Consider the following 21,441-nt stretch of genomic DNA (forward strand, 5'->3'; position numbering starts at 1 on the left):
GGAGCAGGAGGTCTGCGGAGCGGCGGCCGATCTCGTCGGGATCGTAGGTCGCCAGGACGAGCCGGCGGTCGAACGATCAGCTCGAAGGTCAAGGACGCCGCCAAGGCGACCAAGTTCGCCGAGGCGTGGTCATTGGACCCGAACAACCTCAAGACCGAGACGACGACACGGCAGATGAGGCCACGGCCCGTTCCGGCACCCGCGGCGCGCAAGGAACCCTTCCCCCGGCCGTTGCTGCGGCGGCTGAGGGAGAGCGGCCTTTTCGGCCTCGCCGCGGTGGCCTTCGGCCTCTATGCGCTGTTCCTGATCGTTCCGATCTTCATGAGCGCGCGGAGCAGCCTGACCGACGAGAACCCGCTGCGCCCGCACAGCAAGTTCGTGGGGCTGGCCAACTACCGCGAGATGGTCCACGATGACCAGCTCGCGGCCGGCCTCGTCTTCACCTTCACGCTCGCGGTGGGCGTGACCCTCGCGGCGAACGTGACCGGCGTGGGGCTGGCCATGCTGCTCAACCGGTCGTCGCTGCCGTACCGGATGCTGCGGACCATCGCGTTCCTCCCGCAGGTGTTGTCCGGTGTCATCGTCGCCTTCATCTGGCGGGCCATCCTGACCCAGGACGGCCTGCTCAACACGCTGCTGACGAGCGTGGGGATCATCGACCGGCCCGTCGCGTGGCTCGGCAGCCCGCACAACGCGATGCTGTCGATCGGGATCGTGGTCACCTGGGTGCTGAGCGGCTTCACCACCGTCGTCCACCTCGCCGCGTTGCAGGGCATCCCGCTCGAGCTGTACGACGCGGCGGCGATCGACGGCGCGGGCCCCTGGCAGCGCTTCCGGCGGGTGACGGTGCCGATGATGGCGCCGGGCACCACGATCAGCGTCACGATCTCCCTGATCACCGTGCTCAAGCTCTACGACATCATCGCCGTCCTCACCGGCGGCGGACCGGCCGACTCGACGCGGTCGACCGCTCTTTACATCGTCTCGGTCGCCTTCACCGACAACCGGTTCGGCTACGCCTCGGCCGTGGCCATCCTGCTGCTGATCATCTCCGCGGTGGTGGCCATCGGCGTGACGACACTGCTCCGACGCAGGGAGGTCTCCGCTTGACGTCCTCCCCCGCCTGAAGACGGGGGATTCTAACCAGCTCTACCCGGAGGTGAGAACAGGTTGAGGTTCGCGGTTCACAGCCCCGCCCAGCGGCTGGAGGGCTCCCCGCGCTGTCACGGCACGTCCTGCCGCGATGTTCTTGGCCGCGTTCACATCCGCGTGATCGACATGCCCACAGGCGCGACAGCGAAAGACCGCTTGGCTCTCACGGTTCTCCGCTGCGCAGTGCCCGCAGGCGTGACAGATCTGGGAGGTGTACGCGGGGTTGATCTTTTCCACCCGGCCCGGTGCCTTGTGCTCCAGGCGGGTGACCAGATGGCCCCAGCCGGCTGCGTGGATGGATCGGTTGAGCCCGGCTTTGGCCCGCACGTTGCTGCCGGGTGCGGTGAGGGTGCCGCGCGCGGAGCGGACCATGTTCTTGATCAGGTTTTCGACCCGGATTACGTCGAACTCGGCGGCGAGGCGGGTGGAGGTCTTTTCAACCCAGTCCTTACGCCGGTCGGTCTCCCGCGCCTTGATCCGGGCGATCGCGGTCTTGACCCCCTTGCGGCGGTTCGATCCCGGCTTTGCGCGCGCCAGTCTGCGCTGCAGACGCCGCAGGCGTTCGGCCTCGGTATCGCGCAGGCCGGGCACGGACAGCCGTTCGCCGGTGGAGAGGGCGGCCGAGACGGCAACGCCACGGTCCACGCCGACGACCTCCCCGGTACCGGGCCCGTTGATCGGTGGCGGGATCACCGCGAAAGCCACATGCCAGCGACCTGCATGATCCCGCTTCACCCGGAACGACTTGGCCTCGTCGGGGAGCTGACGGGACCAGCGGAACCGGACCCAGCCGACCTTGGGGATCCACACCTGTCCCGTTTTGCGGGACAGGTGGCGCACGTCCCAGTGCCGGCCGCGCTGCCCGACGATCCGGAACCCCTCATGCACCCCCGCCTTACGCCACGTCGGCCGCCGATGCGTGCCCGCGAAGAAACCCGCCATGGCCTGGGCGAAGTCACGCAACGCCTGCTGCTGCACCGTCTGCGAACCCGCCGCCAACCAGGGGAACGCCTTCCTGGCTTCGGTCAGCTGACGGCACTGTTCGGCATAGCCCGGCGCGCTCTTCCGGCCCGGTTGCCAGTGCTGATGCTGCTCGACCGCGAGATTCCACACATATCGGGCCTGCGAACAGTGCTCCAGCAAACCCTGCTCTTGGGCGGGCGTAGGCGAAAGCCGGAACCGCATGTCCGCACACTAACCACCGCCACCGACATTCCGAGGAGGGAGCGGCGTTTCCTCCCCAGCCCGACGGCCGGAGTCTCCACGCCGCAAAGCCGATGAACACGGGCGTACGGCGCGTGGCCAGACTCGTCATCGCGGTGGCGCTGACACTGGCGTTCGTGGCGCCGGTCTACCTGACCCTCGTCAACGCGTTCAAGACACAGCCGCAGATCGAGCACAGCCCGGCCGCACCACCGATCCCGCCCACGTTCCACAACCTCAGCGTCGCGCTGCGGCGGCCCGACCATCTGATCCAGTCCGGGCTGCAGAACTCGGTGGTGGCCGTGCTCTGGTCGGTCGGGCTGCTCATCCCGCTCGGCTCGGCGCTGAGCTTCTACCTGACCCGCAGGAAGGGGCGTACCAGGGCGGTCGTCCTGGCGCTCCTGGCGATCGGGCTCATGGTGCCGCCGCAGGTCGTGCTGCTGCCGACCATCCAGATCCTCGGCCACCTCGGGCTGAACCACACCTATCCCGGGCTCATCCTGTCCAACCTCGGCGGTGGCTACATGTCGTTCGCGGTCTTCGTCTATGTCGGGTTCATGCGCTCGGTGCCCGAGGAGGTCATCGAGGCCGCGCGCCTGGAGGGCGCGTCCTGGCTGCGGATCTGGTGGCGGATCGTGATGCCGCTGGTCCGGCCCGCCACCGCGACCGTCGCGATCTTCCTGTCCCTGTGGATCTGGAACGACTTCCTCAACCCGCAGTTCATCCTCGGACCGGTGCAGGGGCAGACCATCACGACCGGGCTCTACCTGTCGATCGGCCAGTACTCGGTCGACTACGGGCAACTGTTCGGGATCATGTTCCTGGCGGCGGTGATCCCGGTGGTGGGTTACCTGGCCATGCAGCGGCACTTCGTGGCCGGTCTGACCTCCGGAGCGACCAAGTGAGCGTCCCGGAGCTGGACGAGCTGGCGGGCCCCTGGCTGTCACGTGACGACCTGGCGCATCTGCACTCGCTGCGCAACCAGTGGGGCCAGGCACATGTGAACGACGACCTGACCTCCCTGTCGTGGCTCACCTTCCCGCCGTACAGCGTCGGCTATCACACCGGTGCGCTGCGGATCGACGCGGTCCCGCTCGCCGCCGAACGGCTGCGCTGGTCGCCGTGGGGGGTGGAGCGCGAAGGCGCGACCGGCCGCCTCCACGTGCGCACCGACGTGCGCATGGGCTACGAGCGGTCGGACGTGCTGTGGCGGCTGACGCTGAGCAATCCCACCGATGTCACGGCCTCGGTCACGGTCGAACAGGACCTGCTGGCCTGCGCGGCGCGGTCGGAGGTGGACTGGGGCTGGCTGTACGGGACTCCCTGGACCGCCGGCCACCATCACGACTACTTCGCCACCGAGCGGATCCGGGCCGAGGTGACCGCTGTGAACCCACGGCAGCCCCATCTCGTCCCGCCCGACGCCCGGTCGATCCGGCTCGGCCGCCCCAGGATTCCCGGAATCCAGCGGGACGAGGACCAAGAGCCGATGCTCCTCGAGACGACGCTGCCCGACCACACCGCACCCGACGCCGTACGCGAGCGGCCGCCCGGGGTGCGCTGCCGGGTCCGGCGGGTCGTCCTGCACCACCCCGACGGCTCGCTCGAACCGGTGACCGACCGGGAGACGGAGATCGAGGCGGACACCGACGTACGGCTCGCGGCCGTCACGATCGGGGACGGTGCCGAGCTGCGGTTCGAGGTCATGTTCGATCACGCCGGTCAGTCCGGCGTCATCCTCACCCATGGCAACCATCCCGACTCCCTCCAGATCGGGTTGCGGGACGGGCACCTCACGATGGGCCTGGCCGGGGAACGGGTCACCGCCGCCGAACGGCTTCCCTCCGGGGTATGGCACCGGATCGCGGCCCGCATCGGTCTCGACGGCGCCGAGCTGCGGGCCGGTGATGTGCCGGTCGCCGCGACCGCTCCCTGGTGGGGGGATGCGCGCTGGCAGGCCCGGATCACCGACGACGCACAGGTGATCATCGCGGACTCCCGTACGACGGCGGTATCGGCGTACGCGTTCTCGCATGCACCGGACGAGCTCGGCCTGGACGGCTGCCGGGGCACCGCGCGGTGGGAACTGTCCCTGCCACCCGGCGGGCGTACGACGCTGGGCGTCGTGCTCGCGATCACCGACGACTCAGGCGAGGCGAGGCACACGGCCGCCACGCTCGCCGCGGACTTCGACGCGGCCTTCGAGGGCATCGCTCGCCGCTGGCGGCGGACCTGGCGGAGCGCGTTCGACCCGCAGGGCGATGAGTTCTCCGGCCATCTGCCCACGCTGCATACCGAGAACGCCGACCTGGGCCGCACGTACTATCTGGCCGCGTTGCTCGCGATCTATATGCGCAACACGAAGGTCAGCCCGCTCGGCCCGGTGTTCCTCACCGGCGGCCCGCGCCTCGGTCCCACCACCACGTTCTTCTGGGACCAGTCCGAATGGCCGCGCACGGCCGCCATGCTCGAGCCCGCCGGAACGCGCGCGTGGATCCTGGCCGCGCTCGCCCAGCCGTACGAGGAGTGCCACTCCTTCGACACCCGCAACCTGCTGCCGATCGGTAACCACTACACCGCCAACGACCACGCGCTGTTCCGCGTGGTCGAGGCCTACATCGGCGTCACCGGCGACCTGGCGCTCCTCGACGAGCCGGCACGCGGGGGCACCGTCCTCGACCACCTGCGCCACATGGCCTATCGGCCACGGCACCGGCGTGCGCGGTTCGGCGACGGGATCCTGGCCGACTTCGGGAACGACGCGTGGGAACTGCTGGAATGCGTCCCGAACTACCGGCACGCCGTCGTGTCCTTCAACGCGGGCTACGTCGGAATGCTCCGATCGCTGGGAGCCGTCCTGCGACTCCGCGGTGCCATCGACGAGGCCGAGCGGGCTGAGGCCGATGCCGCCGAACTGGCCAGAGCGGTCCTGGCCGCCTACGCCGGGAACGGGCGCTGGAGCATCGGCTTCCCCGATCACCGTGAGGCCATCGGGCACTGCCTGGACTTCCAGTTGGTCGCCGCCGAGATGCCGGACGTCCTACCCGAGAGCGTGCGGCGCGAGATGGCCGAGTTCGTCATCGGCAGCCTGCTCGACGGCGATTGGATGCGAGCACTCGACCCGGACGATCCGATCGCTCCGTACGCCGACCGCCCCGACCACGGTGCCGCCGGCGCCTTCGCGGCCTGGCCCGCCGACGTCGCGTACGGGCTGTGCCGGCTCGGCCGGCCGGAGGTCGCGGCCGAAGTCCTGGCCCGCGCCCACCGGACGACGTCAGGAGCGCTGTGGGGCCAGGCGATGGAGGTCACCCGGAGCCCGCACTACCGGGTCGCCGAACACGGCGTGTCCAACCGTGACAGCAGCGCGGCCGTGGCGTTCGCCGAGACGGTGCTCGCCGGGCTGTTCGGGATCGGTGCCGGCTTCGCCGGCCTCCTCCACCCCCAAGGCTCGGCGGCATCCGTGGCCGGTGAGCTGACCAATGTCCGCGCCGTCGGCTTCGACCTGGCCCCGGCCGGTGCGGAACCCCCCAAGGAGTGATCATGATCCGACCCCCTCGGCTCAGATCGCGAGCCATCGTGCTGGCGACCGTCCTACTGACCGTTCTCTCCCTCGCCGCCGCGCCGTCCGCCGGCGCCCGCACCGTGTCCCCGGGTGCCCGGTGGGCGGCGATGCGGGCGAAGCTAGCCGGCATCCAAGGTGTGTGGAACGACGACGCCTACAAGGGCTCGATCACCCCGCTGATGCCCGACACCGCGCTGCTGGGCAATGGCGACCTCGGCGTGACCTCGGGTGGCAGTCCTGGTGTCAAGTCGTTCTACATCTCCAAGAGCGACTTCTGGACCGAGAACCCCAACCCGCGGCCCGCGGCGGTCGGCGGAGTCACCCTCCAATCGCCTGACAAGCCGCCGAACACCGACCTGGCGTTCGGCTCGGTGGCCACCGCGAGCAGCGCACATGACTCCTTCACGCCCGACCGCGCCGTCAACGGCGGATGGACCGCCGGCTACGAAGGCTGGGTCTCCGAGATCGGCAAGCCCCAGTGGATCGCGCTGGACCTCGGCGCCCCACGGACCATCGGGCGCTTCGTGCTGTGGAACGACGAGGCCGCCCGGCCCGGCAATGCGGCCGGCACGGCCAAGGACCTCAGGCTGCAGACCAGCACCGACGGTCAGACCTGGACCGACGCCGACACCGTCACGGGAAACTCCGCGCCGGTCATCAACAAGACGATCACCCCGGTGACCAGCCGCTACGTGCGCTTCTACTTCACCGAGCCGACCCAGGGCACCACCGAGGACTCGATCCAGAACCCGCGCGCCAGAGTCGGACGGATCAGCCTGTACGCCCCGTCCGCCGACCCGAACCTGGCGATCGGTTCTCTCGCGCAGGCCGGCAGCACACACGACACGTTCACGCCCGACCGGGCCGTCAACGGCCGCTGGACCGCCGGCTACGAAGGCTGGGTCTCCGAGGTCGGCAAACCCCAGTGGATCACCCTGGACCTCGGAGCGGAGCAGTCCATCGCCCGCTACGTGATCAAGAACGACTCGGCCGCCCGTCCGGGCAACGACGACCACACCACCAGAGACGTCACCCTGCAGCGCAGCGACGACGGTAAGACCTGGACCGACGTCGACAGTGTCACGGACAACACCGCCGCGGTCATCGACCGGGACGTCCCGTCCTTCAAGACCCGCTATCTGCGGTTCTTCACCACCAAGCCCACGCAGGAGACGACCCAGGACTCGATCGACAATCCGCGCGCCCGGTTCGGGCAGATCTCGCTGTACCCGCTTCCCAAGACGCAACAGGACCCGGAGGCGCCACCGGCGAGCGGCCCGTTCCACGAGGAGGAGCACATCCTCGACGCGAAGGTCACCACCTCCATGACCATTGACGGTGCCGCACTCGACCTGACCACGTGGGTCGCGCCCGGTGCCGACTACCTGGTCACCTCGGTCACCTCGAAGGCCAAGGCTCCGGTCAAGCTGCAGTCGTCCACCTGGGCGGGTGCCGCGGGCAACGCCAACTCCTCCTACACCGGCACCGCGGGAGTGGAGAACGCGACGATGTGGGCCGCACGGGCGACCGCACCCGGTGCCCACTGGACCTCTCGCGCCGCGATGGCCACCCGGATCCTGGGCGCGCGGTCGGTCGATCCGCCGTCGGCCTCCGGCCCGACCGCGGCGACCACCTTCACCATCGCGCCCAGGCAGACGGTGCGCATCGTCACGGCGGTCACCGGCGGGGGCCAGAACGTCCAGGACCCGCAGGACGAGGCGGTCAAGCTGGCCGCTGGTCAGAACGGCCAGAGCGTCGACCGGCTGCGTGACCAGGACGTGTCCTGGTGGAAGACCTACTGGCAGCAGTCCGGAATCGACGTTCCCGACGCCGTCCTGGAGAAGTACTACTACGCGGCCCAGTACTTCATCGGCTCGGCCAGCCGCCCCGGGCACACCGCACCCGGCCTGTACGGCATCTGGACGACGACGGATTTCCCGTCGTTCAACGGCGACTATCACATGAACTACAACATGGCGGGCCCGTTCTACGGCGTCTACTCCAGCAACCGGCCCGAACTGGCACAGCCGTACTTCGACGCGATGCTGGCCTATGTCCCGGAAGCCCGGCGGCGGGCCCAGCACGATCTCACCCGGGTCAAGCCCGACTACATCGGCAAGCGGTTCCCCAGCGGCGGGGTTCCGGGTGGACTGCTGTTCCCCGTCGGCATCGGTCCGTTCGGCTCCACGACCGACGACCAGTATCTCCAGCAGGTCGTCGACTCGCTGTTCGCCGCCTCCCAGTTCGTGTCGTACTACGAGTACACGCAGGACCGCACGTTCCTGCGGGAGAAGGCGTACCCGTTCCTCTCGGAGGTCGCCGAGTTCTTCGAGAACTACCTGGAGTGGGACGACCAGGCCAAGCGGTACGTGCTCTGGAGCGGACCGCAGGAGAACGCGTGGGGACGCAATTCCTCCTCCGACATCGGGCTCCTGAAGTCCGTGCTGTCCACCCTGATCTCGGGCAGCCGGGGCCTCGGCGTCGACCCGGCCAAGCGGGCGAAGTGGCAGCACATCCTGGACCACCTGGCGCCTCCGCCCACGGCCGTGCACAACGGCACCACGGTGTACTCGCTGGTCGATGCGGGCACCATGCAGGGCGGTGACACCCGGGACATCCGGCCCGGCGACAACACCGTCAACCTGGAGTTCATCCACCCGGGCGGGGTGCTCGGCATCAACGGACCGGCCGCGGAGCGCAAGACCGCGATTGACACCATCGACGTGATGAACTCGTGGGGGCAGGCGAACAGCTTCGTCAAGATCTTCACCCAGGCGGCACAGGTCGGCTATCCGGCGCAGTCCCTGATCGACAAGCTGGACGCGCAGCTCCGCGAGAGCATGGCCGCCAACCTGCGCATCGCCGACCCGTACCACGGGATCGAGAAGTCCGGTACGACCGAGGCGGTCAACGACCTGCTGGTACAGACCGACCAGGGAATCACGGTTCTGTTCCCGGAGTGGCCGACCGGCAAGGACGCCGCCTTCTACCGGCTGCGACAGCCGGGCGCGTTCGAGATCACCAGTGCTCGGCGGCACGGCGTCGTCGAGACCACGGAGATCACCAGCGACGCGGGCCTGCCGTTCAAGCTCGCCAACCCCTGGCCGGGTGAACGGGTCTCGGTCACCGACGGACACGGAGGGCCGGTCCGGTTCACGATCACCGGCGGGATCATCTCCTTCGGCACCACCAAGGGCGGCGTCTATCGGATCTCGAGCCGGTAGACAGCCGGGAGGGCGCCGATGGTGGGTCCGCTGTAGCGGCTTTGCCGGCCGTGATGCAGCCGAATAGTGAGGTTGCGCAAGATCGCGCACCGCGGACGGTAGTTCTCTAAGCAGCGACCGACGGTCGCCCAAAGGAAAGGACAACCTCATGCTTCACGGTCGAATCCCGTTCGAACCGCTCGGCACCACGCCGGAAGAGCCGCCGCAGCCCATCGGGCCGAGCTGGCCGGTGGAACCGGCGCCGAAGCCGTCGGGGCGGTGACCAACGACACCGCATGAGGGCTCCGTCTGAGGAACCCTGATCAACTGATCCCGGCGGGGTGGTTCTGTTGAACCACTCCCGCCGGGACTCTTTCATCTCTGGCCCTTTAAAAGGACCGAAGCCGGTCTCGTTCTCGTCCGAGGGACCCCAGACCCCGTGCAGCAGTTGCTGCTGGCTGACCTGGGACTAATCGCTGAGGTAGTGGTGTCCTGGCTTGGCGGGATGGGGACCACGCGCTTCTCGCCGACCGGCCGCCGCTCCGGGTTTCCGGCCCCCGATCGCGACTCGGGTGAGCTGGGAGGGTCCCGGTGCACCCGCTTGGTGCCTTCTGGGCGTGGTGCCCAGTGTGGCTCAAGCGGCAACGGACGCAGAGCTGGCCCCAAGGCGTACCGGCCGAGCGAGTTTTCGCAGTTGCGTCCGTGCCAGAGCCAGGATTCAAGCGTCGTTGACAGGGTGATCTCTGTGCGGTGGAAGTCCATCGTGGATCCGCTATCGGTGACGCGAGGGCGGTCACCGGTGTCTAGTTTTATGCCTCCGCCGGAATCAAAGATCCCGGTCCCTCGCCTGAGCGAGGGACCGGGATTCGTTGGTCACCAGCCGGCCAGGGCGGTGACCTGTTCAGCAATCGGGACTAGTCGGCGTTCTCGATGAGCTCCTTCGCTTTGCTCTCCGAGATCCCGTTTGCCGTGGCGAGGGAGCTGACCGCGCCATTGAGGGTTACGTCCCCGTTCGCGACGCCGCCCTTGAGATTGGCGGCCTGCTGCGGGAGGTCAGGGGAGTGACGTCCCCAGTCTTCGTCGTCTCCTCCGCGTCGCGCCATGTCTTCCTCCTGGTGATAGTCGGTGTGTGGCCGACTGTTCGGGTTTCCTTGGCTGTGTGTTCCGCGTGCCGTTTAGCGCACGCACAAGGGATTGTCCGTACGCACCGCGTATCGGCCATCGCAGGAAACCCGGTCACACCTGATTGGCTCGGGTCCGGCGGCTGGCCAACCAAGCATTCTTCGAGAAGCTGCTCGTCACGGACGATCTCGACGGCGTGAAGGTCGCAGGTGCCGTCATCCGGGAGCCCTGGGCCAGCCTGCTCGCCGAAGACCTACGTAGCGAACAGCCGCTCAACGCAACGAACCTCGACCCTGTTGATCTTGGCCGAGGTTCGAAAATGATGACTTTGGTGCCCCGGCGGGATACACACCACATCTACGGCGCCACGACCGGCATCTTCATCCGACCGGCTGGTCATCGAAGCACAAGTTCGCCTCAAATAGAGTTTCGAGACGCAGCCAACCAGCCCCTGCCGGCGAAGCCCAACCCGACGATCATCGGGTATTGACACCGGAGACGCGTGACACGAGAGTGTCCGCGCGATGGACGCCAAAGATCTGACAACCGCAGAACGCCGTGTCTACCGGGCCTTTCCCCGTGGCGACGAGGTCGACTTCCGCGACGGCGATGACGATCCCGCCGACGGTGCGTCCTGGGGCCCCGAACGGACCATCCGTGCCAAAGTTCTCCGTACGCTGCTCCTCCGCGAGGGTGCCGGTCGAGCCCAGATACCCGCGCTGCGGATCGTCGGCGCCCGCATCACCGGTCCGCTGGACATGCGGAACGCGGTCGTCATGCATCCCGTCCGCCTCAGAGCCTGCTACTTCGAGGAGGCGCCGAACCTGTACGCCGCGCGGACCCGCCAGCTCAATTTCTCCGGGTCGGTCCTTCCCGATCTGGTCGCCACCGAGATCCAGATGGAAGGTGCTCTGCACCTCACCGATTGCCACGTCCTCGGAACGGTACGGCTGGTCAGCGCGAGGATCACCGGCGCGCTCCTGCTGGACGGCGCCCGCCTCGGCTCGGGAAAGGGCGAAGTTCTCCAGCTCAATCCGGCGCACATCGAACATGACCTGTGGGGCCCATGCCTCAGCGCAGCCGAGCAGGTCCGGCTGGACGGGGCGCACATCGGCGGCGCGTTGAACCTCCAAAACGCCAAACTGACCAACCCCGGCGAGGTCTGCCTACGGGGAGTCAATCTCACCATCGGTTCGGGAATCTATGGCGAACGCCTGACCTCCCACGGAGAGATCAGGCTGACCGGCGCCCGGATCGGCGGCTCGTTCAACGTCTCAAACGCCGCGCTCACCAACCCTGGTGGCCCCGCTCTGACAGCCCCAGTGATCAACGTCGGGCTCGACATGCTCTGCGTCCGGATGCAAACCGAAGGACATGTCCGATTCAGAGGCGCGCGCATCGCCGGGGTCGTGAACCTCGACGACGCGACGCTCACCGATCCCGCCGGCACCGCCTTGCAGGCCGAGAACCTCGCCGTCGGCACGGATCTTCAGGGGATGCGGCTACGCGCCGACGGCCGAGTGGACCTGCGGGGAGCGAAGATCACAGGCCAGCTCAACCTCGCCTACGCCAGGCTCGCCAATGCGGGCGGCATGGCTCTGCAGGCCAGTGGCTGCACGGCGGCCGAGTGCTGGCTGCGCGATGCGGAGCCGATCGTAGGGTCGGTCAACCTGCGCCGTGCGCAGTTCGATCTCCTCCACGCCGCCCCCGGCGTCTGGCCCGGCTCCGTCAAGCTCGATGGCCTGACCTACGGCAGACTGACTCCCCACCTGCCCGCGCGTGAACGCCTGGAACTCCTGGAACGCGACGAGGACGGCTACGTTCCGCACGCCTATGAGCAACTCGCCGGCGCGTACAGCCGCATCGGAGACGATGCCGCGGCACGCCTCGTACAACTGGCAAAGCAACGCCGGCACCGTTCCACCCTTCCCTGGTACGCCAAGGTCTGGGGATATCTGCAGGACGCCACCGTCGGCTACGGCTACCGACCGATGCGCGCGGCCGCCTGGCTGGCCGTACTGCTGGCCATCGGCACCATGACCTTCGGGCTGCACCACCCGCCGCCGCTGGAACACGGCAAGGCACCCGGCTTCAACCCAGTCATCTACACCCTGAACCTGCTACTGCCGATCGTGGACTTCGGCCAGGCAAAAGCGTTCAACCCGCAAGGCCCGTACCAGTGGCTCTCGTACCTGCTCATCGCCGCGGGCTGGATCCTCGCCACCACCGTCCTCGCAGGCATCACCCGCACGATCAACCGCCAGTAGGTACCACTACCGGCACGCCGACCAGCCGACGGAAACCTCTGTACTGTCAATCCCCTCAAAGCGTGGAGGCGCTCTTATGCCACTTCGGCCCTGAGCTGGGCCGTTGATGTCCTCCGTGCTTCTGCCATGTGATGTTCGAACGTGATCGGTGCGAGCCCGTTTGACGTCTCCCCCCCGCAGGACGACGCCGAAGGGCCAGACCTTCATCTCCTGCAGGGCACCACATCCAGCAAGATCGCCTACACACCAACCTCACCTTCAGCGCTCGTGGCGCACCTAAAGAACAAGCTAAGAACGAAACCGCCCCTTCGCCTCTGAAGAGAACTCCAGAGGCAAAGGGGCGGCGTATTGGAGGCTGTCGTTCTAAGTGGCCAGTTCCCTAGTCAGCTGCCACTGCCACCGTCAGCCGTCGGGATTTCCTCGTCGAGCTCCTCGACCAAGTCCTTAAGCACCTGCTTCTGCTTCGGGCTGGTCCCGGGGGCCTGCGCCTCGACGGTAGCCGCCTCCCGCAGCTCCTCGAGGTGGTTTTTCCAGCTGGGCATTCCCGCTCTCCTTTAGTTTGTACGCGCCCTATAGGGGCCTGCAGGGTCAACAGTCCGCGAAGACGCTTGGCCGACCACCTCAACAACCCGCCCGACGCCGCACGGGGCCCGGCCGAGCTCGATCGCGGTGGCGGGTTCGCCGAGGAGTTCATCGCCGGGCCCGTGGCCTCTCACCGCGTCCCACTCGGTGGCCCGTGGGATCGGCCGGCAGTGCGAGCGCGAGGAGCGCCGCGAGGCCGCCGTCAAGACCGCCGGCTTCAAAGCCACGACAGTCGAGAAGGCCCGCCAGCTCATCGCGGACAAGGGCATCGTCCCCCTGCGCGGCCGCCGGGTTTTCCAGGTGTCTCCAGCGACGGCACCGCCACGTACAAGACCGCACCGCAGGGCTGCACCTGCGCCGCTGGCGTCAAGGGCCGCTACGCCTGCTACCACCGCGTCGCGGCGGCGTTGCTGGCGGCCTGCCCCCTCAAGAGACAGCCCCCGGAACGCGGTGACGAGACCACCCGACCGGGGCCCCAACCGGACGCAGGAGGCCCCTACCCATGAGGAACCGCAAGACCCACGACCGCGTGCGGGATCTCTACTACCGGGCCGGATACATCGCCGGCCGCCGCGACGGCGCGCGCCCGGACTGGCGAGACGCCCTCACCGCCGTGCGCGACGCGCTCGACATCCCGTACCCGCGCACGGCAGGCGACGAGGAGATCTACAAGGAGATCCTCGACCGGCGGCTGATGCAGGCCCTCGTCACGCTGCGGAGCATCCTCGACCGCGACGACGCGGACGTGGCCTGGCACGTCGAGTACCTGCGGGCCAAGCTCGTCGAGATGCCCGCCGAGAGCTACCAGCGGTGGGCCGACGAGTAGCCGACACGACAGCGCAGAGACGCCCCGCCAGGTCGACCGGCGGGGCGTCTTTGGTGCACGCGCCTCTCAGCGTAGACATCGTTAGGCTCCGTTGTATGGCGAAGTACGTACAGGTATCCACAACGGCGGACAATCGCGAGACGGCGATCGAGTTGCTGAACTCGGCGGTCAAGGCGCGTCTTGCCGCGTCCGGCCAGGTCTTCGGGCCAGCGACTACGGCGTTTTGGCATCTGGGCGAGTTCGGCACCGGCGAAGAGTGGCAGGTCGTGCTCAAGACCGCCGAGGACCGCTATCCGGAATTGGAGGAGCATCTCCTCCATGCGCACCCGTGGGACAACCCTGAGGTGTCCTTCACGCCTCTCGGTGGCTCGGCGGCGTACCTGGCCTGGGTGAGCCGGGCGACTGCCTGAGGAGTGTCTCAGCCTCATCGATCAGTTCGGCCACCGCGATCACGCCACGGTGCGGCTCCAGCCGCTTGAGCGTCTCTTCGATGCGGTGCCGCGGACGAACCGATGCGATGTCAGCGCACAGCACGACCGCGCGGCGGGTGACGGCTGCGGCCTGCTCGATGTCGCCGTCATCGATGTGAGCATCCGCAAGCCACGTCAGGTACAGCGCCTTATCTCGCGCGTGCGTGTCCTCGTATCGATCAAGAGCGTCCGCAAGGGCGGGGATGGCGCGGCTCGGTTCGCCCAGGACGCTCCAGCAGCGGCCGGTCATGATCTGCAGCTCGGTTTGATCCACCCAGAGCGCCCAGTCCGGGCCTTGCCGATCGTGACCGCCGTCGAGTGCCTCACGTGCCAGATCGAGCGCCTGCTCAGTGGCTCGTGCGTTCCCGGCGACGGCATGGGCCCAAGCGGCGCGCTCGCGGAGCAACGCCTGGACTGCTCGAGGTGTCTCGTCGCTGTCCGCAACGCGACATGAGGCGTCGGCCTCGGAGGCGCCTGGCTGCCCGGTGCTGACCTTCTGATAGGCGAGGAACGCCAGCGAGTTGGCGATCAAGGATGTGTCTCCGGCATCCGATGCAGCAGTGAGGCTGTGCTTAAAGTGCTGACGGGCCGGCGCGTGCCGTCCGGCGTCAAAAGCGGCCCATCCGGCCTGCTGAGCCTGTTTGGCGATGACTCCCATGAGCGCGCGGCCAGTCGCGTCGGAATAGCTTGCCTTGTCGGCGATGGCGATCGTGGACTTCAGTTCGGCCGCGTAGACCGGATAGGTTTCCGCACCGCCCAGCACGTCATCCAGACGTCGGAGCCGGGCCGTCCGGTTATGTAGCCGTACGACCTCCTGTGTCCCGATCCGACGCCCACCATCGAGATTGGCAGCCCTGGGCATGGCGAGCCTGAGCCCGGCGGCCAGTGACGACCCCACGAACTCCCGACGGTCCACATCGTCCTCGCCTTCCCCGAAGAGTTCTTCTTCGGACATCTCGAACGCGCAGGCGTACAGGAGTCGGTAGCGCTCGCTGATCTCGTCCACGTCGCCGCGCTCCCAGCGCTTGACGTACGACAGCAGGCTCTCGTGGCTCGGAAGCCTGTTGCGCGCCTCTCCGGCGGCATCCGCAAGCCGGCGCGCCATCTCCGGCTTATCCCAGACGCGCGCCTTGCGCTCCTCCCGGATGCGGTCAGTCCACACCCTACGAACGTCGGCCATCGTGTTGCGTGCACCTTTGCCGAGCATCCCAGAGCACCCTCGCGTGCTCCGTCGTGCTCCGCATTGTCCTCTGTCGCTGCCTGGTACGCAGCCCCTTCACTGACCGTAGTCGAAACGCGACGGAATTCGGGAGGCGTCAGGTGCACGCGCAAACGAACCCTTCCCCACCTGTCGACACCGTCAGGGCCCTGGTGCTCAAGCTCGCGCCGCTGCTGCTGCGCGACGGCTTGAACGTCGCGGTGCGCTCAGACGGTGTCGTCGAGGTACGGAACCCCGGCGACACGCGGATGACGCAGCCGATCGTCGCCCGCGAACACCAGGGCGCGCTCTGGTGGTGGTGGGTCTGGTCGGGGCCGACCCGCGACGCTCCGCTCGAGTACGAGCCGATGGTGCCCGCTGACGACGTCGACGAGGCGGCCCGCCGTCTGTCGAACGTGCTCCGCGTCGCGGAGCCTGCCAGGGCAGAGCAGTGATCGCGGGCATCCGGCACCTCGTCGGCATCGAGCCGGCCGGGCCGGTGCGTCCTCCGATCCGCCGTCCGGTCGTCACGGATCCGAGTCCTCAAGATCTCGCCGCGGTTCAGGCGGCCTGCCGCGACTGGGCGGTGATGTGGTCGCGTTGGCGGCGCGCGTACACGGCGTTCGCCACGTTCACCGCGGGCCCGCTCATCGTCGACGAGCCGGACCCCGCGCGGCTGCTGCAACGGTGCCGGGAAGTCCGGTATGCCGTGGCACACGGTCAGGCGTTGATCGAATGAGCATCGGCAACCAGGTCGGCGACTTCCGGCGCCTGCTCGATGAGGTGTCCGTGGTCGGGAATCCGAACCGAGAGGCGCAGCTGGCCGCGCTTGAGCGGCTCATCCACCTGTTCCCCGACGAGACACGGGCGATCCTCGCCCGCCTCGACGCCGGGGCGTAGACGTGGGCGCGTCCCGCCGTTTGGCCACGAAGGATCCGACCCGACAACCGGATCGACGGGACGCGGCCCACCAGACCCCCGTGCGGTCGTTTCAGCCCCCTGAGGACGGCCGCACGGGTCCAAACGGGTCGCCTGGGGTGAGCACGAGGTTACTGGCGGGGAAGCTCGTAGTTCCCCCAGGCGGCCTAACCAGAGACGTCCCGGCAGGTATGGAGGTCTGTCCTCTGCCGGGGCAGCGGACCGCCGGGCGCGGCGAGGGAATCCCGCCCGGCGGTCCTGCGAGGAGCGACCGTCTTTCCAGAAGCGGCCGTTCCGTGGGGTTCGCCGAGCGGGTCACGCGGTCGCGGGTGTTCGAGCACCGGCGTCGCACGAAGGTCGGAGCTTTCTCGGCGGCCCTCGCCACGGCCCCGGTTTGTGTCGCGGACACCCGGGGCCGTGGCCATCACCGAACCGACGAGAGGACATCCATGACCCCCATCGAACGCGGCATCAGTTGGATCAAGAGCAGCCACAGCGGCGCGGGCGGCTGCCGCATCGAGGCCGGCGTGACGGAGAACCGATGACGACGCTGGCCGACCGGCTCATCATCACCGGCAGGCAACTCGAGGTTCTGGAGGAAGTCACCCGGACGGACGCCAAGCCGGACGACCTCGAGGCGCTCGCCGAGCATCTGCGGGGGCTGGGCGAACACGGCCGGACGATCCAGATGGTCATCGACCGCATCATCGAGAACGTCGGACCGGAATACAACGACGTCCAGTTCCGCCTTGGGCACGCCGGGAGCCTGTTCGAAGCAGCGCAGACGTTCTCAGGCGACGCCCGTGTGCTACTCGGGAAGATGAACGCCGACCCGTCCTGACCGACACCGACCAGCGGCCCCGGATGCGTGTGCGGCTCCGGGGCCGCAGCCCTAATCGTCGCGGTGCTTGACGACGTACCGCGGGACCGTGACCCTCGGGAGGGAACGCAATGCGCAAGAAGATCATCGAACCCAACGAGCGGCCGAAGTGCACCGGATGCCACGGGCAAGGCGGCTGGTGGGAGCACGGCAACGGCCAGCCCGGCAAGGCCAAGCCGAAGAAGTGGATCAAGTGCAACGCCTGCAACGGCACCGGAAAGAAATGAGATGACCGACCCGATCACCTGCCCCGAGTGCGACGGCCGAGGAGAGACGACTCTCGGCCCGGTCCGCCTGCGCTGCCAGTTCTGTCAGGGCAGGGGTCGGGTCGGCGGTGACTACGAGCCCGCCGAGGGCGGCCACCAGCGCACCGACGGCTACCGGCAACCCGAGGGCGATGAGGAGTACGACCCGAAGGTGCACGGCCCGTTGCCAGCCGCGTGGGAGCATCCGGCGGTCAAGGGTATGCCGGGCTGCCCGCAGTGTTTCGGTACGGGGAAGGTCATCAATCTCGGCGCAGACATGGTCGGCGGTGATGTCCACGGCAAGCTGGTCGAGTTGCCGTGCCCGGCCTGCCTCCGCAGCGCCTGACCCCGGAAAGGGCGAGGCTTTCGCACTCCCCGAGCCTAGGGGGATGCCGCATCACGTATGCGGTTACGTCCCTGGTGACCTGCGGATACGTTGGCTGATCTCACACGTATGGGGCACCTACCGCCCTGATCGGAGTGGGATGATCAGGCGCTCTTCTACGCGTATCCGCGGTGTATCCGCGCCCTGCGGCGCATCCGGGCATCCGGTGGCACACATCTGCGCATGAGCGGAGCCCGATTGGAGTAGGGTTTCCCCAGGTCAGTGCGGGGTTTTGGCTGGTTGATCTAGGTGCCCCCGCCAGGATTCGAACCTGCGGCACACGGTTTAGGAATCCACAGGCGATACGGCGGACATGCGGGGCCTGACCTGCGCTGAAACGGCCTCGGCGACGTGAGGGGCGGGAGGCCATCCCGCGTATATCCCGCGCGGGAATCGTTGGTTCACGCCTCGGCGACCGCCGTCTCCAAGAACCAGACCAGCCGGCGATTCGGGCGCGGGCAGCCGAGGACCTGCCTCAACCGAGGCCACATGTCCGCCTCAACTGGATACCAGTCGACGTCCCACTCAGGTCCGCGGTCCAACATGTCACGAATCTGATCCAGCTGCTCAGCCGTGATCGGGAAAATCGTCGGCGGGCCTTCTCGCACGGGATAGCCAGCGAGTTGCCAACGAACGTCGGCCGCATCGTACGAAGGCTCGTTAGGCACAGCTAGACCCTAGAGACAGGCACCGACACACGGCAGCGGCGTGCAGCACCATCGTCCTGATCGCCAGGAGCGGACACTATCTGATCCGTATCCGACGGCAGCCCACGCTCGATGGTCGGCGATCGCGGGCAGACGGCGTCTGGTGGTCGTAATCGTGTGGCGTTGGTTGTCGTCATTGCCGTCACCGCTGTCGTCAGGTGGCCGCGCCTCAGGCAGTAGGAACAGTCGGACAGATGCTGGTCGCAAGGATGTCCGAGGCTTCTTCTAGGGTCGCGCTGTGGACCAGATGGACATCACGCCGTTCCACCGCGCTTGGGCACGCTTTTCGGGTTGGCTCGCCGAACACGCGCCCGACGATCACGCCGTGCTGCGGCCTGCGGCGACCGAGGAACAGATCGCTGCTATCGAGACCGCCTACGGTGTTGAGCTGCACCCTGAGTTGACGGCACTTCTGCGGCTTCACGACGGAACACCCTGGGACGTATCGCGTCCCAGCTTCGGATGCTTCCTACCGATCGGGCACCGACTCAGCGGCACCGACCAGATCATCTCTATGAGGCAAATCCTGCTGGACTTCCACGAAGACTTCCCCGAAAACTGGGGAGACTGGCGCGACATCTGGACGGACGAACCGGTCATCGCACGGTCACACCGGTGGGTTCCGTTCGCCGAGCCGAACGACGGCGGGCTGGCGTTCGTCGATCACTGCCCCGGACCCACCTACGGGCACGTTTATGAGTTCGGGATGGGCTCCGGCGCCAGCGACGTCACCTTGTGGGGGACCAGCCTGACCGAGTTCTTCGACGCCATGGCCACTGCAGTGGAGACCGGCGCGCCCTTCCAGAACTCCTACCCCACCTTCCGCGAGCTCCGCCGAGACCACTTCCCCGCCTACCACCCTCTGGTCGGCCGACGCTTCTTCGATTGGAACCCGACTCCGGACGCAACAACCCATGACAGCGAGTTCGTGGTCCACCGCGTCACCGCAAGCCGGAAGGCCTAACACCAGTCTCGATCGCGGCGCGCCGCCAGGACACCAACCGGATAGGACAGCGCTCCCCATCTGATCCGTAGCAAGATCAGGAACGTCCACGACCGTCCAGGATTGTCCTCTGACCTGCTTCGGGACCCGCTGCGCCGTCCGCAACCGTCCAGGGCCGACCAGAGCTGTTGTTAGCAGATGCGTTAGCAACCGACGCCGTCCCGCCGTTCGTACCGACCCTCGCCATGACGAGAAGGGTTGGCAGCGCGAGAGCGTCTTATCTTCTTCTAGTGTTCATGAACTGTTGCATCAAACGCTTCGCCGGTTCATGACTGTAGCGTTCAGCTATTTGCATAGGGGTTTCACCGTCAGCGGCCGGCAGTTCAGGATCGGCGCCATAGGCCAACAATATGGCGGTCGCAGCGGTGTTAAGGGGATAATTCGACTGCAAGTGTCCGTCGCCTTCGACATCGATGGCATGAGTGAGCAGTGTATGACCGAAGCACATCTCGTTTGGGTCGACTCCCGAATCTAGGAACATAGTTAGTTCTTCGTAATCACTGGCCTCTACAGACTTATGGACAGGTGTCCATTCGTCATCGCCTAGCTGCAGCTCGTTCAAAACTTCGTCTCCCATTGCTACCTCCATGCTCAGCGTTTATATTCGAGGACAAGCTGACCCGGACCGCAGGAGCCGCCAGGCTCCGAGGACCGGAAGCGGCGCGTCAGCCGATCGCCCTGACCCCGAACGGCGCGCAACCACCCACAGCGATCGTCGCGGCGTTAGGCCGCATTGTGTAGGGCTGTCTTGAGCCACTTCAGCAGTTCGATGTCGGCGCGGCAATGACGGTTTCGCTCCTGACGGCGAATCGCTTGTAGAGCGATGGTATCGCTGTCGGCAGTTTGAAGGATGTCAAGATCGACGAGAGCATCTGCTTGCGCAATCTCAAGCCGGTCGTTCCCGTGTTCACCTGGCGGCATGCGCCGGATGCTGATTTCGCCGTCAGCGTGCATCGAGGTGATGGTGTCCCGTAGGCGCAAAGGTCCTCGTAGGAGGATGCTTTGCAGTGGCGGCACGAGCTCTCCCCGATTTTCCCCGGCCAGCCAGACCGCGCGAAGGCCGTTCACCTCGTCGCGTTGTAGCCAGGGGGGCAGGGGTTTGTTCATCTGCTCGGCGGTGACAGCTTTGCCGGGCAGTCCGAGCGAGAGAAGATGATCGATAAGCTCGTCGGCTTCGCGGGTGCTCATGAATCCGACGCGGAAAAGGTGCTCATCCTCGATGTAGTTGGGTTGGGTTGGCGCGAACTCGTCGAGACCGCCGGGGAGGGTACGGTCTGCGTCAGCGGTTCGAACGATCACGCTGGCGAACTCGACGCCCAATGCCATCGGTGCCGGCCTCCTGTTTAACCGCGCTAGTCTCCGGGGTGGGTTCGGCGGGTGCCGCGTCCCAGGGAAGGTCTGAGGCTAACAGGATGGATCTTGTCGGAGCGCAACGTCTCGGCGTCGCCGCCTGGGCGGATTGTCGATATATTTCCGGCTTCCCCTCGTAATTGCCGTCTCCCTCCCGGCTCGATCTGTCGACCGGGCAACGACTTGGCCTTGACGCGCCGTTCGCGGCTGCGAGCCTCGCGCAGCGTGGAGAGCAAGCGGTCTGGCGGTTGGCTACTCCTCCGGTCTGCGGTGGTGTTCCGTATTGGGTGGGGCGGCCGACCGGTCTCGGGACGGGTCGGCCCGCAGAGGCCGCACGCCCGGCCCGAGGGCCGGGCGGCTGCCCCGGC

General features: G+C 67.3%; 21 protein-coding genes. 15 read left to right on the forward strand and 6 right to left on the reverse strand.

Features of this window, described 5'->3' with window-relative positions:
- Window positions 1-132 precede the first annotated feature (132 nt).
- Complete coding sequence (locus tag NE236_RS36780; protein ID WP_252846888.1) at window positions 133-1,110, forward strand: carbohydrate ABC transporter permease; 978 nt, start codon at window positions 133-135, stop codon at window positions 1,108-1,110.
- A 39-nt stretch (window positions 1,111-1,149) separates the two neighbouring features.
- Here the strand turns inward: NE236_RS36780 and NE236_RS36785 are convergent, their stop codons facing one another.
- Window positions 1,150-2,337, reverse strand: a complete 1,188-nt coding sequence (locus tag NE236_RS36785; RefSeq protein ID WP_252846889.1) for an RNA-guided endonuclease InsQ/TnpB family protein — start codon at window positions 2,335-2,337, stop codon at window positions 1,150-1,152.
- Window positions 2,338-2,450: 113 nt separating this feature from the next.
- On the opposite strand from NE236_RS36785, the gene NE236_RS36790 reads away from it, so the two are divergent.
- From NE236_RS36790 to NE236_RS36800, 3 genes are read left to right on the forward strand one after another with little or no spacing between them, the layout of a single operon-like run.
- Window positions 2,451-3,260 carry a carbohydrate ABC transporter permease gene (locus NE236_RS36790; protein WP_252846890.1) on the forward strand — a complete coding sequence of 270 codons (810 nt, stop codon included), beginning with the start codon at window positions 2,451-2,453 and terminating at the stop codon, window positions 3,258-3,260.
- Window positions 3,257-5,893 carry a hypothetical protein gene (locus tag NE236_RS36795; RefSeq protein ID WP_252846891.1) on the forward strand — a complete coding sequence of 879 codons (2,637 nt, stop codon included), beginning with the start codon at window positions 3,257-3,259 and terminating at the stop codon, window positions 5,891-5,893. Before NE236_RS36790 ends, NE236_RS36795 begins: the two co-directional genes overlap by 4 nt.
- A gap of 2 nt (window positions 5,894-5,895) precedes the next feature.
- The gene (locus NE236_RS36800) at window positions 5,896-9,141 is read left to right on the forward strand and encodes a galactose-binding domain-containing protein (protein WP_252846892.1); all 3,246 of its coding nucleotides are present in this window, start codon (window positions 5,896-5,898) and stop codon (window positions 9,139-9,141) included.
- A gap of 893 nt (window positions 9,142-10,034) precedes the next feature.
- Here NE236_RS36800 and NE236_RS36805 read toward each other — a convergent pair.
- The gene (locus tag NE236_RS36805) at window positions 10,035-10,223 is read right to left on the reverse strand and encodes a hypothetical protein (protein ID WP_252846893.1); all 189 of its coding nucleotides are present in this window, start codon (window positions 10,221-10,223) and stop codon (window positions 10,035-10,037) included.
- Between the two features lie 143 nt (window positions 10,224-10,366).
- On the opposite strand from NE236_RS36805, the gene NE236_RS36810 reads away from it, so the two are divergent.
- Together NE236_RS36810 and NE236_RS36815 are read left to right on the forward strand one after the other, a co-directional pair.
- Complete coding sequence (locus NE236_RS36810) at window positions 10,367-10,732, forward strand: hypothetical protein (protein WP_252846894.1); 366 nt, start codon at window positions 10,367-10,369, stop codon at window positions 10,730-10,732.
- Window positions 10,733-10,766: 34 nt separating this feature from the next.
- Entirely contained in the window at window positions 10,767-12,509 is a 1,743-nt protein-coding gene (locus NE236_RS36815) for a translocation/assembly module TamB domain-containing protein (RefSeq protein ID WP_252846895.1), read from the forward strand.
- A 383-nt stretch (window positions 12,510-12,892) separates the two neighbouring features.
- On the opposite strand, the gene NE236_RS36820 is transcribed toward NE236_RS36815, so the two are convergent.
- Window positions 12,893-13,051, reverse strand: a complete 159-nt coding sequence (locus NE236_RS36820) for a hypothetical protein (RefSeq protein WP_252846896.1) — start codon at window positions 13,049-13,051, stop codon at window positions 12,893-12,895.
- Window positions 13,052-13,593: 542 nt separating this feature from the next.
- Between NE236_RS36820 and NE236_RS36825 the strand changes: the two genes are divergently transcribed.
- Window positions 13,594-13,917: a hypothetical protein gene (locus tag NE236_RS36825; RefSeq protein ID WP_252846897.1), complete on the forward strand. Its 324-nt coding sequence runs from the start codon at window positions 13,594-13,596 to the stop codon at window positions 13,915-13,917.
- A gap of 95 nt (window positions 13,918-14,012) precedes the next feature.
- Entirely contained in the window at window positions 14,013-14,327 is a 315-nt protein-coding gene (gene cutA, locus NE236_RS36830) for a divalent-cation tolerance protein CutA (RefSeq protein WP_252846898.1), read from the forward strand.
- On the opposite strand, the gene NE236_RS36835 is transcribed toward cutA, so the two are convergent.
- Window positions 14,269-15,594: an NsdA family TPR-like regulatory protein gene (locus NE236_RS36835; protein ID WP_252846899.1), complete on the reverse strand. Its 1,326-nt coding sequence runs from the start codon at window positions 15,592-15,594 to the stop codon at window positions 14,269-14,271. The genes cutA and NE236_RS36835 overlap by 59 nt on opposite strands.
- 113 nt (window positions 15,595-15,707) lie before the next feature.
- On the opposite strand from NE236_RS36835, the gene NE236_RS36840 reads away from it, so the two are divergent.
- The 7 genes from NE236_RS36840 to NE236_RS36870 all read left to right on the forward strand — a co-directional run bounded on the left by NE236_RS36840 (window position 15,708) and on the right by NE236_RS36870 (window position 19,684).
- A complete protein-coding gene (locus tag NE236_RS36840; protein WP_252846900.1) occupies window positions 15,708-16,040 on the forward strand; it encodes a hypothetical protein in 333 nt (110 codons plus the stop codon).
- A complete protein-coding gene (locus NE236_RS36845) occupies window positions 16,037-16,324 on the forward strand; it encodes a hypothetical protein (protein ID WP_252846901.1) in 288 nt (95 codons plus the stop codon). Before NE236_RS36840 ends, NE236_RS36845 begins: the two co-directional genes overlap by 4 nt.
- Window positions 16,321-16,485 (forward strand): hypothetical protein, encoded by a 165-nt coding sequence (locus NE236_RS36850; protein ID WP_252846902.1) that lies wholly within the window; start codon window positions 16,321-16,323, stop codon window positions 16,483-16,485. Before NE236_RS36845 ends, NE236_RS36850 begins: the two co-directional genes overlap by 4 nt.
- 559 nt (window positions 16,486-17,044) lie before the next feature.
- Window positions 17,045-17,344 carry a hypothetical protein gene (locus NE236_RS36855; RefSeq protein ID WP_252846903.1) on the forward strand — a complete coding sequence of 100 codons (300 nt, stop codon included), beginning with the start codon at window positions 17,045-17,047 and terminating at the stop codon, window positions 17,342-17,344.
- A 110-nt stretch (window positions 17,345-17,454) separates the two neighbouring features.
- A complete protein-coding gene (locus NE236_RS36860) occupies window positions 17,455-17,610 on the forward strand; it encodes a hypothetical protein (protein ID WP_252846904.1) in 156 nt (51 codons plus the stop codon).
- A 1-nt stretch (window position 17,611) separates the two neighbouring features.
- The gene (locus NE236_RS36865) at window positions 17,612-17,974 is read left to right on the forward strand and encodes a hypothetical protein (RefSeq protein ID WP_252846905.1); all 363 of its coding nucleotides are present in this window, start codon (window positions 17,612-17,614) and stop codon (window positions 17,972-17,974) included.
- A 993-nt stretch (window positions 17,975-18,967) separates the two neighbouring features.
- Window positions 18,968-19,684, forward strand: a complete 717-nt coding sequence (locus tag NE236_RS36870) for an SMI1/KNR4 family protein (protein ID WP_252846973.1) — start codon at window positions 18,968-18,970, stop codon at window positions 19,682-19,684.
- Between the two features lie 256 nt (window positions 19,685-19,940).
- Here NE236_RS36870 and NE236_RS36875 read toward each other — a convergent pair whose 3' ends face one another.
- Window positions 19,941-20,300: an ankyrin repeat domain-containing protein gene (locus tag NE236_RS36875; protein WP_252846906.1), complete on the reverse strand. Its 360-nt coding sequence runs from the start codon at window positions 20,298-20,300 to the stop codon at window positions 19,941-19,943.
- A 146-nt stretch (window positions 20,301-20,446) separates the two neighbouring features.
- Window positions 20,447-21,049 (reverse strand): hypothetical protein, encoded by a 603-nt coding sequence (locus NE236_RS36880; RefSeq protein ID WP_252846907.1) that lies wholly within the window; start codon window positions 21,047-21,049, stop codon window positions 20,447-20,449.
- Window positions 21,050-21,441: the final 392 nt, after the last annotated feature.

It is taken from the genome of Actinoallomurus purpureus, from assembly GCF_024055795.1.
Taxonomy (GTDB): Bacteria; Actinomycetota; Actinomycetes; order Streptosporangiales; family Streptosporangiaceae; genus Actinoallomurus; species Actinoallomurus purpureus.